The organism is Leisingera sp. ANG-M6 (genome assembly GCF_000813905.1).
Lineage (GTDB): Bacteria > Pseudomonadota > Alphaproteobacteria > Rhodobacterales > Rhodobacteraceae > Leisingera.
Genome location: NZ_JWLG01000019.1, coordinates 89,982 through 102,555, shown reverse-complemented (window position 1 = coordinate 102,555; position 12,574 = coordinate 89,982). Strand labels below are relative to the sequence as shown.

10 protein-coding genes are annotated in these 12,574 nt (G+C 63.5%); 3 read left to right on the top strand and 7 right to left on the bottom strand.

All coding sequences use genetic code 11. The features are described 5' to 3' along the window. Positions 1–33: 33 nt before the first annotated feature. The 4 genes from RA24_RS17820 to mutL all read right to left on the bottom strand — a co-directional run bounded on the left by RA24_RS17820 (position 34) and on the right by mutL (position 5,110). Complete coding sequence (locus RA24_RS17820; protein WP_039193284.1) at positions 34–357, bottom strand: DUF3775 domain-containing protein; 324 nt, start codon at positions 355–357, stop codon at positions 34–36. 87 nt (positions 358–444) lie between these two features. Beyond that, entirely contained in the window at positions 445–1,749 is a 1,305-nt protein-coding gene (locus RA24_RS17815; RefSeq protein WP_052269626.1) for an adenylate/guanylate cyclase domain-containing protein, read from the bottom strand. Next, complete coding sequence (rmuC, locus tag RA24_RS17810) at positions 1,750–3,132, bottom strand: DNA recombination protein RmuC (protein ID WP_019295112.1); 1,383 nt, start codon at positions 3,130–3,132, stop codon at positions 1,750–1,752. It abuts the gene before it with no gap. A 31-nt stretch (positions 3,133–3,163) separates the two neighbouring features. Further along, positions 3,164–5,110 (bottom strand): DNA mismatch repair endonuclease MutL, encoded by a 1,947-nt coding sequence (gene mutL / locus RA24_RS17805; protein WP_039193281.1) that lies wholly within the window; start codon positions 5,108–5,110, stop codon positions 3,164–3,166. Between the two features lie 246 nt (positions 5,111–5,356). On the opposite strand from mutL, the gene deoC reads away from it, so the two are divergent. Both deoC and RA24_RS17795 read left to right on the top strand, forming a co-directional pair. Beyond that, the gene (gene deoC / locus RA24_RS17800) at positions 5,357–6,346 is read left to right on the top strand and encodes a deoxyribose-phosphate aldolase (RefSeq protein WP_039193279.1); all 990 of its coding nucleotides are present in this window, start codon (positions 5,357–5,359) and stop codon (positions 6,344–6,346) included. A gap of 11 nt (positions 6,347–6,357) precedes the next feature. Then, complete coding sequence (locus RA24_RS17795) at positions 6,358–8,694, top strand: aldehyde dehydrogenase family protein (protein ID WP_039193278.1); 2,337 nt, start codon at positions 6,358–6,360, stop codon at positions 8,692–8,694. Between the two features lie 262 nt (positions 8,695–8,956). Here the strand turns inward: RA24_RS17795 and rpsO are convergent, their stop codons facing one another. The 3 genes from rpsO to RA24_RS17780 all read right to left on the bottom strand — a co-directional run bounded on the left by rpsO (position 8,957) and on the right by RA24_RS17780 (position 11,040). Next, positions 8,957–9,226 carry a 30S ribosomal protein S15 gene (rpsO, locus tag RA24_RS17790; protein ID WP_019295116.1) on the bottom strand — a complete coding sequence of 90 codons (270 nt, stop codon included), beginning with the start codon at positions 9,224–9,226 and terminating at the stop codon, positions 8,957–8,959. Between the two features lie 165 nt (positions 9,227–9,391). Next, entirely contained in the window at positions 9,392–10,393 is a 1,002-nt protein-coding gene (locus RA24_RS17785; RefSeq protein WP_241480972.1) for a calcium-binding protein, read from the bottom strand. 125 nt (positions 10,394–10,518) lie between these two features. Next, positions 10,519–11,040 (bottom strand): DUF1643 domain-containing protein, encoded by a 522-nt coding sequence (locus RA24_RS17780; protein ID WP_039147729.1) that lies wholly within the window; start codon positions 11,038–11,040, stop codon positions 10,519–10,521. On the opposite strand from RA24_RS17780, the gene RA24_RS22935 reads away from it, so the two are divergent. After that, positions 11,021–12,475, top strand: coding sequence for a hypothetical protein (locus RA24_RS22935; RefSeq protein WP_152612865.1), 1,455 nt, complete (start codon positions 11,021–11,023; stop codon positions 12,473–12,475). The genes RA24_RS17780 and RA24_RS22935 overlap by 20 nt on opposite strands. Positions 12,476–12,574 lie beyond the last annotated feature (99 nt).

Here is a 12,574-nt window from a genome sequence, read left to right as displayed (position 1 = left end):
CGCCCTTTTTCATTGCGAACCGGTGCAGCGGCTTCAGCGGCCGATCACGTCATCCTCGACATCGTTCACATCGATCCCCAGCGCCTCCAGACCGGCCTCGAGATTGTCAGCGAGATGCGGTGTGCCAAGCAGATAGTCCACGGTCGGAGTGGTCGCTTCTTGCCGGGCGGTATAGATCGCCTCTGCCAGCTCCTCCGGTTCGAAACTGCCGCGGCCGACCCACATGATGCCGACCAGTTCCGATTGCTGGTCCTCGCTCATCCTGTCGATGAAGGCACGCAGCTCTCCCTCAGCCCGGCCCAGTTCCCGGGCCATCATCGCCACCTGTGCCACCTTGCGGACCGAGATCTCCAGCATTGCTCCATTCCTTCTGTTCGCAGCCTCAGCATATCAAACCGCAGGCAAAACACCTAAGTCTTTGATCTGAGGCAAATGGAGCAGCGGCTACCCTTTCGCCTTTCCGAAGAGCGCGAGTCCCTTGCTGCGCCCGCGCAAGACCTCACCAGGCAGCGCAACCCAGCCCCTGCGCGCGGGCTCCACCCCGGCTTCCTGCAGCAGATCAGCCGAGGCTATCACCTGCATCCCTTGCGCCTTGGTCAGCTGCTCCAGCCGCGCCGCGGTGTTCACCGTGTCACCAAAAACGGAATACTCCAGCCGCTCAGGGGTGCCAGTCACACCCGAGAACACCTCCCCCCAATGCACCCCGATCCCAACACCCAAGCCGGTGTCCCCAGCCTGGTCCCGGGCCTGGCGCCAGTCATTCATTTGCACCGCCAGCCCTTCAGCACACTCAAGCGCCCGGGCCGCAGCGCGTTCGCCTTCGAACAGGATCATTGCCGCATCGCCGATGTACTTGTCGATCAAACCTCCGGTCCGGGCCGACACCTCTTCCACCCGGGTCCTGAACTCCGTAATCAGGCGGCTCACCTCCTGCGGCTCGCGCCCCTCACACCAGGTGGTGAACCCGCGGATGTCGATGAACAGGATCGCCATCTTTTGCTGCCGGCCTGCCTGCATCTCCGCCAGCCCGCCGCCCGCAAGGCGGTCTGCCAGCTGCGCCGGCAGGTAGCGCGTCAGGTTTGCTTTCTGACGGGCTTCATCGAGTGAGCGATGCAAAAGCCCGCGCATCCGCAGCGCAGCCACCACCAGAACACCGCCTGCCAGGCACAGCATGACCAGGCGCATGAAGTTGGGCGGCGAGTCCAAGGTGAGCCTGATCCTTTCTATCAGGTCCGGTGCAGCTTCCGGCGGCTGCCACAGGATCATCCAGCCAAACCCGGCCGCAATCAGCAGCAGCATCACGGCCAGCCGCAATGGGTTCAGCCTGAGGACGCCAAAGGCCAGCACGACAGGGGCCATCCAGACGGCAGGCATGGCAAAGAGGGCACCGCCGGGCACTCCGGTATTCACCAGCGACAGAAATGTGTTCAGCAGCAGAAAGGCGCAATCGGCAAATACCGCCAACCAGATCATCCAGGGCTTGAACAACTGTTTGCTGATCGCCCAATAGATCAGCACGCCCACCGCCAGGTAAGATAACATGGTGGCTGTTGCCAGCCCGACCTGACGCCGCAAATGCGGTTCCTCAATCACCCGAACGGCCTCAATGGCCAGCACCATCGCCAGCATCAGGCCCAGCGCCACGGCTATCCTCAAAAGCGCAACGATGCGTTCCGCTTCAACTTCCGCTGCGCGCAACAGGGCTGTTTCCTGCGGCTTCAGAGCCTTCAGCGCCGGCAGCAGCTGCATCTACTCCTCCGCCAGAAGCGCCACCTGGCGCGGCTCGACCTCCACCTGGCCAGGGTCCTCCAGCTCAGCCCCGTTGGCTACTACACCCATTGCCTCGAACCTTCGGGCCGACGGCAGCACCCGGGCTTCCAGCGAGCCAACCGCCTTGTTGTAGTTGTTGACCGAGGACGACAGCGAGCGCCCGACCGAGGCCAGGTTCTTGGAGAAAGTCGCCAACCGGTCATAAAGCTCCTTGGCGGTCTTCTGAACTTCAACCGCGTTTTCCGCCATCTTCTCCTGCTGCCAGCCGTAGGCAATCGATTTGACCAAAGCCATCAGTGTGGTCGGAGTGGCGATCAGAACTTTGTTTTCGAAAGCATATTCGATCAGCCCTGGGTCCGCTTCCGCGGCTGCCGAGACAAAGGTTTCGCCGGGGATGAACATCACCACGAAATCCGGCGTCTCGCCCAGTGCGCTTTGATAGGACTTGGAGGCCAGCTGCCGCACATGGGTCTTCACATGGTTTGCGTGGCGGGCAAGTGCCGCCTGCTGAGCGTCGGGCGTCTCCGCCTCCAGCGCATCCAGATAGGCCTCCAGTGGGGTCTTCGCGTCCACCACGATGCTCTTGCCGCCGGGAATGCGCACCACCGCATCAGGCCGGCGCAGGCCCTCGTCGGTGCCGACGCTTTTTTCCAGCTCGTAATCCACATGCTCAGCCATACCGGCCATCTCGAACACCTGCCGCAGCTGCATCTCGCCCCAGCGGCCGCGGGTCTTGGGCGCGCGCAAGGCCTGCACCAGCTTGCGGGTCTCGCCACCCAGCGCAGCCTGGCCTTCGGCCAGATGCTTCACCTGAGTCTGGATCGCGCCATAGGCCTCATTGCGGGCCTGTTCGATCTCCTTGATCCGTTCACCGAACTGGCCCAGCTTCTGGTCCAGCGGCTTCACCAGATTTTCGATCGCGGTGTGGCGCTTGGCCAGATCCTCATCCGCTGTCTTGCTGTGGGCCTGAAACCGTTCGCTGACCAGGCTCAGGAAGCTTTCGGAGTTCTGCTTCAAAACGCCCGAAGCCAGCGAGGCAAACTTGTGCTCCATCTGCTGGTTCATGTGCTGCAGTTCTTCCAGCCGCGCGGCGTGCTCTGCCTTCAGCGCCTGCACCTGCGCCTCGGCCTGATAGCGGCCAGCGCGCTCATTCTCATGCACGCGGCGCAGGGTGGCCAGCTCGTCCGTCAATTCCGGCAGCCGGGTCGCTTCTGCCTTCAGCCCGGCAATATGGCTGCGCTGATCTGCGTTCGCCTGCTCCAGCTGCCGCGCCGTGCTGCGCAGCCGCAGCCCCGCCAGCGCCAGAAGCGCGGCCAATCCGGCCAGCGCGTAGATCGCCCATTGGGCCTGTTCCAGTGTCACTGCTCGTCCTCCCTTAAACGGGGGTTCTTGTTCATGTGCGCCCGAACAGGCGCTCGATATCTGCCAGTTTCAATTCCACATAGGTCGGGCGGCCATGGTTGCACTGGCCGGAATGGGGCGTTGCCTCCATTTCCCGCAGCAGCGCATTCATCTCCTCGCCCCGCATCCGGCGGCCGGAGCGGATCGAGCCATGGCAGGCCACCCGACTCAGGATCGCCTCGACCTTGGCCTGCACCAGCTGGCTTTCGCCCTGGTCCGACAGCTCGTCAAGGATGTCCTTGATAATCGCCTCGGCGTTCACTTCGCCGAGGATCGCCGGGGTTTCCCGCACCGCAATGGCATTGCCGCCAAAGGCCTCGATGCCCAGGCCGAACTTCGCCAGCTCATCCGCGACCCCCAGCAGACAGGCGCAATCATTGTCGCTCAGCTCAACGATCTCCGGGATCAGCAGCGCCTGTGCGGCGACGCCATTCTCCGCCATCTGACGTTTCAGCTTCTCATAGACCAGCCGCTCATGCGCGGCGTGCTGGTCGACAATCACCATGCCGTCGGCGGTCTGGGCGATGATGTAGTTCTCGTGCACCTGGCCGCGCGCCGCACCCAGCGGCAGAGCCTCGGCCCCGGGCGCGGTGGCCTCGGGCGCATCCGCAGGCTGAACCGGGGCCATCGGGACCTCCGGGGTTTCAGTCACTTGGCCGCTGTAGGCGCCAGCCAGCTCTGCAAAGCCCGGAGACGCCGGCGGCTGGTAGGCGGGTGCGGGCGCAAAGCTCTCCGGCTGCTGCGCCGCATAGGATGCCGTCCGCGCACCGTAAGAGGGCCGGTCCATCTGATAGATCCTTGGCGCACCGTTCGCCGTGGGCTGCTCCGCCTTCATCGCGCCCAGCGTGGCGCCTGCCACAGTGGTTGAAGCCCGGTGACCGGCTTCTGCCAGTGCATGGCGCAGGGAGGAGACGATCAGCCCACGCGCAAGGCCGGGGTCGCGGAACCGGACTTCGGATTTCGCAGGATGCACGTTCACGTCCACCAGCTGCGGGTCGCAATCAATGAACAGCGCCGCCGCCGGATGCCGGTCACGGCTGAGGAAATCGAAATAGGCTGCCCTGAGCGCCCCGGTTAGCATCTTGTCCTTCACCGGCCGAGTGTTCACAAACAGGAACTGCGCCACCGCCGCGCCGCGGGAATAGGTCGGCAGCGCCGCATAGCCATAAAGCCGGATACCCTCGCGGGTGGCGTCGATCTTCAGCGCGTTCTCGGCAAACTCGCGCCCCAGCACCGAGGCCAGCCGCCCGTGCAGCGCATCGAACAGGTCGCCTGACAACGGATCGGCGCGGAAGGTGACCCGGCCCTCTCCACCACCGGAGACATCGCGCAAGGTGAAGCCCACCGAAGGCTCTGCCATCGCCAGACGCTTTACCGTGTCCCCGATCGCCTGCGCCTCGGCCCGGTCGGTGCGCATGAATTTGAGCCTTGCTGGCGTCGCAAAGAACAGGTCGCGCAGCTCAACAATGGTGCCCGCCCGCAAGGCTGCCGGCTTCACCGGCTCCTGCTTGCCGCCCGACACCCGGATCTGCGCCGCCTCATGGCCCTCGGCCCGGCTGGTGATGGTCAGCCGCCCGACAGCACCCAGAGAGGGCAGCGCCTCGCCCCGGAAGCCGAAGGTGTGGATGTTCAGCAGGTCAGAGCCGTCGATCTTGGATGTCGCATGGCGGCTCAGCGCCAGCGGCAGGTCCTCCGGTGTCATGCCGCAGCCGTCATCCGTTACCCGGATCAGCGTCTTGCCGCCATCTGCAATCTCCACCGTGATGCGGGTGGCACCCGCGTCAATGGCGTTTTCTACCAGTTCTTTCACGGCGGAGGCGGGGCGTTCCACCACCTCGCCCGCGGCAATCCGGTTGATGGCGCTATCGTCCAGCTGACGGATGATTGGCCGGACGTTTGAGGCGGTATTTTCGCCGATATGGGGTTTTGCACTGCTCATACCCCTAAATTTAGCATGTATGACCGATTCTGCCACCGGAATGCACTGCAGCCCCGCAGCAGTAGCGCAAAAGAGGATTACTGCCGCCACCCGGCACTGGCCAAGCAGCATTCCGCGCGGCCACTGGCCCTGCCCCTTGCATTTTTTGTCCATTTAGTCAAAAAACATGCCCGTCTGCGAGGCCGCTCGCTTGCCAATATGCCGCACCCGTGCGATTTTCGCACGGAACTCTTCCGAGGAATTCCAATGGATAGCCAAACCGCTGAACGAAGCGCGCAGCTGCCGCAGCTGGCAGAGCCGCGCAATCCGGGCATGGAGCTGGACCTGGACTGGGTCGCAGCCGTGCAGGCCAACACGTCGGCCATCGAACGCCGCTGCGCCACCCTGCCGGGCCGCCGCAGTGTCAAGAAGGACCACCAGGCCGCCTGGCTCTTGAAGGCGATCAGCCTGATCGACCTCACCACCCTGTCCGGTGATGACACCGAGGGCCGGGTGCGCCGTCTGTGCGCCAAAGCGCGCCAACCGGTCAGCGCGGGACTTTTGCGCACGCTGGGAATGGAGGGCCTCACCACTGGCGCAGTCTGCGTCTACCACGACATGATCCCGACCGCGGTCAAGGCGCTGGAAGGCACCGGCATCCCGGTTGCCGCGGTTTCCACCGGCTTCCCGGCCGGCCTGTCGCCGTTCCATCTGCGGGTCGCGGAGATCGAGGAAAGCGTCAAGGACGGCGCCGAGGAGATCGACATCGTGATCACCCGCCGTCATGTGCTGCAGGGCAACTGGCAGGCGCTGTACGACGAGATGAAAGCCTTCCGCCAGGCCTGCGGCGACGCCCATGTGAAAGCGATCCTGGCTACCGGCGAGCTGGGCAGCTTGCGCAACGTAGCGCGTGCCTCGCTGGTCTGCATGATGGCGGGCGCCGATTTCATCAAGACCTCCACCGGCAAGGAAAGCGTAAACGCCACCCTGCCCGTGTCGCTGGTGATGATACGCGCCATCCGCGACTATTACGACCGCACCGGCTACCGCGTCGGCTACAAGCCGGCAGGCGGTATTTCCAAGGCCAAGGATTCCCTGGTCTATCTGGCGCTGATGAAAGATGAGCTGGGCGACCGCTGGCTGCAGCCCGACCTTTTCCGCTTTGGCGCCTCCTCGCTGCTGGGCGATATCGAGCGCCAGCTGGAACACTATGTCACCGGGGCATACTCCGCCGGCTACCGCCACTCCATGGGCTGAGGGCTGAACAGATGACCATCAAAGAGATTTTCGACACCATGGAATACGGTCCCGCCCCCGAAAGCGCTGCCGAGGCACTGGCCTGGCTGGTTGATCAGGGCAGCCGGTTCGGCCATTTCATCAACGGTGAGTTCACCGCCCCCGGCGACGGCTTTGACAGTAAGAATCCAGCCACCGGCGAAGTGCTGGCGACACTGACGCAAGCAACGCAAGCGGATGTGGATGCGGCGGTTGCGGCCGCACGCAAGGCGCAGGGCGGCTGGGCCGGTCTGGGTGGCGCAGGCCGCGCCAAGTATCTTTATGCCATCGCGCGCCTGCTGCAAAAGCACGCCCGCCTGTTTGCGGTCCTGGAAACCCTGGACAACGGCAAGCCGATCCGTGAGAGCCGCGACATCGACATCCCGCTGGCGCAGCGGCATTTCTACTATCACGCCGGCATGGCCCAGCTAATGGACAGCGAATTGCCGGATGCCGAGGCCCTCGGTGTCTGCGGCCAGATCATTCCGTGGAACTTCCCGCTGCTGATGCTGGCGTGGAAGATCGCTCCGGCCATTGCCATGGGCAATACCGTGGTGCTGAAGCCTGCGGAATATACATCGCTGACTGCGCTGCTGTTTGCGGACATCTGCCGCCAGGCAGGCCTGCCCAAGGGTGTGGTGAACATCATCACCGGCGACGGAGCTGTGGGCGAGATGATCACCGCAGCCGAAGTGGACAAAATCGCCTTCACCGGTTCCACCTCCGTTGGCCGCAGGATCCGCGAAGCCACTGCAGGCAGCGGCAAGGCGCTGACGCTGGAGCTGGGCGGCAAGTCGCCCTACATCGTGTTTGACGACGCTGACATCGATTCCGCCATCGAAGGTCTGGTGGATGCAATCTGGTTCAACCAGGGCCAGGTCTGCTGCGCAGGCTCGCGCCTGCTGGTCCAGGAAGGCATCGCGGAGCGTTTCCACAACAAGCTGAAGGCCCGCATGGACGGGCTGCGTGTCGGCAATCCGCTGGATAAATGCATCGACGTGGGCGCCGTGGTGGACCCGGTGCAGCTCGACACCATCAGCAGCATGGTTGCGGCCAATACAGCCGGCAGCATGCACCAGGCGCAGGTCGAGATGCCCGCAGGCGGCTGCTTCTACCCGCCGACCCTGATCGAAGGGCTGTCCCCCGCCGATCCGCTGATGCAGGAGGAGATCTTTGGCCCAGTTCTGGTCTCCTGCACATTCCGCACCCCGGCAGAGGCGGTGGAGCTGGCCAACAACACCCGCTATGGCCTCGCAGCAACCATCTGGACCGAGAACGTGAATCTGGCGCTCGACATGGCGCCGAAGCTGGCGGCGGGCGTGGTCTGGGTCAACGGCACCAACATGTTCGACGCCGCTGCCGGTTTCGGTGGCGTGCGCGAAAGCGGCTTCGGACGCGAAGGCGGCTGGGAGGGGCTTGCCGCCTACACTCGCCCGAGGACCAAGGCCAAGCAATTGGCCAAAGTCGAGGCGTTTGCTGGCAATGGCGCCCCCGTGGACCCGCTGGACCGCACTGCCAAGCTGTATGTTGGCGGCAAGCAGGCGCGCCCGGATGGCGGCTACAGCCAGGCCGTCCACGGCAAGTCCGGCGCACTTCTGGGCCACGTTGGCCTTGCCAACCGCAAGGACGTGCGCAACGCGGTTGAGGCTGCGGCGGGCGCCGGCAAGTGGTCCAAGACCACCGGTCACTTGCGGGCGCAGATCCTCTATTACATCGGCGAAAACCTCTCGGCCCGCGCAGAAGAGTTCGCGGCCCGCATCGACGCGATGACCGGCAAGAAGGGCGGCACGGCAGAGGTCGAAGCCTCGATCCAGCGCCTGTTCTCCGCTGCGGCCTGGGCCGACAAATACGACGGCCAGGTGCATGGCGTGCCGATCCGCGGCGTGGCGCTGGCAATGAAAGAGCCGGTGGGCGTGATCGGCGCGCTCTGCGCGGATGAGGCGCCGCTGCTGGGTCTGGTCTCGGTGATGGCGCCAGCCATTGCCATGGGCAACCGGGTGGTGCTGGCGGCCTCCGAGCCGTTCCCGCTGGCGGCAACCGATTTCTACCAGGTTCTGGACACCTCGGACGTGCCCGGCGGTGTGGTCAACATCCTGACCGGCAGCCATGCGGAGCTGGCGAAACCGATGGCGTCGCATCTGAATGTCGACGCGGTCTGGAGTTTCTCGTCTTCCGACCTGTCTGCTGGGATCGAGGCCGCGTCTGCGGGCAACCTCAAACGCACCTGGGTCAACAACGGCACTGCAACCGACTGGACACAGGACCAGACGAAGCGGTTCCTGCAGGAAGCCACTGAGGTGAAGAACATCTGGGTTCCTTACGGCGAGTAAGCCCCTTCGGCATCCTGCAAAACAATACGCCGCTCCAACCGGGGCGGCGTTTCTTTTCATGCCCTCCCTGGTCTGCAAGTATCTGCCTTGCGGCGGACCGCACCCACCCGTGCGCAGCACGGGCCACGCCCATGGCCAAAGGCTGCCCGGCGCCGCCGGGGAGCCAGCGGACGCGGGAGCACTTCGCGGCTTGACGCCTCTAGAAGAAAAGAAAACGCCCGCTCCTTTCGGAACGGGCGCAGAAAATCCGGATAAGCGCGGATTAGCGGCGGATGCCCAGACGCTTGATCAGGTCCTGGTAACGGGCCTCATCCTTGCCTTTGGTGTAGTCCAGCAGCTTGCGGCGCTGAGCAACCATTTTCAGGAGGCCACGGCGGCCGTGGTTGTCCTTCTTGTGGGTTTTGAAGTGCTCAGTCAGGGTGTTGATGCGCGAGGTCAGGATTGCAACCTGGACTTCCGGGGAACCGGTGTCGCCTTCTTTGGTTGCGAATTCTTTCATCAGGCGCGCTTTTTCTTCCGCAGTGATCGACATCGGGGTCTCCTTCATAAGGTTAGAGTGGATGGCTCAGGCCGGGATGTCGTCCAGCACAGGCCCGTGGAGAAATCCGCCGCAGAATCGCGGCAGATGCGGGCGTATATGATGTTTCCGCTGCAAAGGCAAAGATTATGTGCCTGGTGCAGGGATGCAGGCATCTGGCTATTGCGGCAGCATCCCCACAGCCGCCGCTGAATCCGTGTCAATCAGCACCAGATCCGCCGCGGTCAGCGCCCCGGCGCCAGACACCCGCAGGGCCGGTTCCCCATCCACCAGTATCAGCTGCTCATCTTCCGCGCCCGGATTTTGCTGCACCTCGACCGAGGGTTCCGCGCCGCTCTCAATATCCCAGACCAGAACCAGCTGATCCTCTGCAGCATCATAATCCATCAGTTGAACGGCCTCTGCCGTGCCGGTCCAGCTGCCTGCAGTAAACTGGTCCGCGCCTGCGCCGCCGGTCAGCACGTCGCCAGCCCCGGCAATCAGCGTGTCGTCGCCGCCGCCGCCGTTTACAAAGTCCTGCTCAGTGCCATCCCTGGCGCCGGATACCACGTCATCGCCAGCACCGCCAAACAGCACGTCTTCGCCGCCACCGCCCGTCAGGCTATCATCACCATCATTGCCATGCAGCGAATCCGCCCCTTCGCCGCCCTCCAGCCAGTCGCCGTCCTGACCGCCGTGCAGCACATCATTGCCGCTGCCGCCAAACAGGCTGTCTGCTCCAAAATGCCCGTTCAGGCTGTCAGCCCCCTCGCCGCCGTCCAGAGCATCGGCGCCGTCCTCGCCATGCAGCAGGTCGCTCCCGGAGCCGCCATACAGGCTGTCGTCTCCGGCGTCGCCATGCAGCACATCATTGCCCGTGCCGCCATCCAGCCAGTCGTCGCCGCCATAGCCTGCGATCTGATCTTCTCCGCTGCCGCCGCTGATGCTGTCAGGCAAGCCGCTGCCCGCCAGCACGTCTCCGCCATCCGTGCCGGTCACAGTTTCGCTGCTACTGGCGCCGGACACTGTATCCCCGCCGCCGCTGTCTGCCGCCGCTTCGCCGCTAGGCTCGATGTAGCCGCCGTCCAAACCGTCATCTTCGGCTTCCGGACCAGAGGAAGCACCGCTGCCCTCTTCCTCCTCTGCGGAGGTGTCCGCCAGAACCGCTCCGCCCACTGCCATCAGCCCCAACATGCTCGCCAGCCACAACATCACCACTCAACCCCAACACGCAAACCAAATTGCGCCCACACTCTCACATTGCCGCGGCGCATTCAAAACAAAAGGAGAACACCGGTTAACGGAGTTCAGCTGATTGCGCCTGCCAGCCATGGCTGCGGTTGCTGACTGTAGGCGATGTAGAGCGGGTGCTTGGGGTGGCCGGCCTTGCTGAGACCAAGATGATGAAGCGGCTTGCCGGATGCCCGCAACGCAGCCTCCACCCGCACACCCTGGCCGCGATGTGCGCCGTGGGTGCCCCAGGCGCAGATCACCATATCCGCCCATGCCAAGCCCTCCAGAATGGCGGCCATGTTATCCGGCCCCTCCGGCGCCTCCAGCCTGCGCATCTCCCGCGGGTCGGTCACCCGGCAGGCAAAGATGTTGGTGGCCCGGAACCCGCCGAATCCCAGCGCCCGGGCGCGGCGCTCGCAGCGTTCGATGGTGGGATCGTTCTGCACCTCGGTTGCGGTCGACGGGTTCAGCATCACAAACATCACCCGCTGCCCTGCCGGGTCCCAGACCCGGGTTAGGCTGTAGCGGTAGTTTTCGCAATCGGAATAGACGGCGGTGGAGGGCGCGTCGCCCTTGGTGTGGCTGCGGGTGATCATGGCGGCGTTTTTAGAACGGCACAGGTTGCATTCCAAGGGCGTTTCCTGCAGCCTCTGGCAGAACCGCGGACGTACTTTTCCCGCGATGGCTTTATTCGATTTTAATGATCCGGGCGACATGGAACTTCTGATTTTTCTTGCACTTGCAGGCTCTGCCATTGCTATTGGCTTCGACGGGGCCGAAAACTCCGGTGAAGAAACGGCTGAACCGGAAACACCAACTGAACCGGAAAGACCTGTTGAGCCGGAAACACCTGTTGAACCTGACCCGCAGCCCCAGGCCGCCAATTTGCCCGGCACCGCTGGAACGGATGACACGCTTAACGGCGGAGATGGAAACGACACGCTGACGGGCAATGCCGGTGATCAGGATCTGCTGACGGGCGGCAGCGGTGATGATGAACTGCATCTAGGTGCAGGCAATACTGCCACCGGCGGCGAAGGCGCGGACCGCTTCATCCTGGACGATGAGGGCAGCCGTGAAACGGTGGTCGAGGATTTTGAACTGGGTACCGACCAACTGGCACTGACACCGTATCATTCGGGTAACGTAAGGCTGATCGAGACCGAAGACGGCAACGGCCTGCGCTTTATCGACACTCTCAACAACCAAACGATCCTGACCCTGCCAGGCGTTTCGCTCGCAGAGGGGGAGGTTCTTGAAGTGGATTTTCTGCGTGGGAATGGAGACATTGAACGGACTGAACAGTTTGAAAACCTTGGCTTCAGCGCCCCCATTGCCCTGGATGCGATCCGCGGCACTTCGGGCAGTGACACACTGGACGGCACCGCAGGCGATGATGTGATCTTTGGCGAAGACGGCGCTGACACGCTCAAGGGCGGTGACGGCAATGACTCGCTGTTCAGCGGGAGCAGCACGGTCTTCTACGACAACTCCTACAACCATTTTCCGGGCGATCTGACCCGTGTGGGTGACAACGATGACGTCCTCGACGGTGGCACTGGAGATGACCGCCTGTGGATCGGTCCCGGGACAACGGCCACCGGCGGCGCAGGGGCGGACACCTTCCACGCCTTTGCAAATGTGTATGAGGCCGGAACTCCGGCGGCGGAAATCACCGATTTCGATCCGGCGGAAGATCAATTGCGGATCGATTTCCCGGTTATTGCTGGCTTCGGGTCCATTCCCAGCTACAGCTTCGAAGATGCCATAGACGGGCTGAGCGTCAGTTACGACGCGGATCAGGACAGCACTCAGATCGCCATGGACGGTATTGCCATCGCATCATTGCCCGGGGATCAGTCAGGGGTCAGCATTGCTTTCCATGACGACTACTCCACCAGCGAGGACCGTTGGCGTGATGCGTCGGGTAACCAGATCAGCGCCGAAGAGGGCGCTCAGGCCAGTATCATCCTGACCGCACAAGAGTATTACTCCGTATTCGGAGACAACGGAACAGCCAGGCCAGCCTAGGCAAGACCGCAGAATACCCCAAGGATATTAGGTCAGCCTTGCTGCCCAAATGTTTCGCGCGCGAAACATCCGGTCAACGCTGCTGACCCAAAAAGATAC

Bases quoted from the DNA above. Each gene is read 5' to 3' on its own strand.
- RA24_RS17785 (WP_241480972.1), bottom strand. From the start codon at position 10,393: ATGGCAGTGGGCGGAGCGGTTCTGGCGGACACCTCCGCAGAGGAGGAA.
- RA24_RS17795 (WP_039193278.1), top strand. From the start codon at position 6,358: ATGACCATCAAAGAGATTTTCGACACCATGGAATACGGTCCCGCCCCC.
- RA24_RS17815 (WP_052269626.1), bottom strand. From the start codon at position 1,749: ATGCAGCTGCTGCCGGCGCTGAAGGCTCTGAAGCCGCAGGAAACAGCC.
- deoC (WP_039193279.1), top strand. From the start codon at position 5,357: ATGGATAGCCAAACCGCTGAACGAAGCGCGCAGCTGCCGCAGCTGGCA.
- RA24_RS17820 (WP_039193284.1), bottom strand. From the start codon at position 357: ATGCTGGAGATCTCGGTCCGCAAGGTGGCACAGGTGGCGATGATGGCC.
- RA24_RS17780 (WP_039147729.1), bottom strand. From the start codon at position 11,040: ATGATCACCCGCAGCCACACCAAGGGCGACGCGCCCTCCACCGCCGTC.
- mutL (WP_039193281.1), bottom strand. From the start codon at position 5,110: ATGAGCAGTGCAAAACCCCATATCGGCGAAAATACCGCCTCAAACGTC.
- rpsO (WP_019295116.1), bottom strand. From the start codon at position 9,226: ATGTCGATCACTGCGGAAGAAAAAGCGCGCCTGATGAAAGAATTCGCA.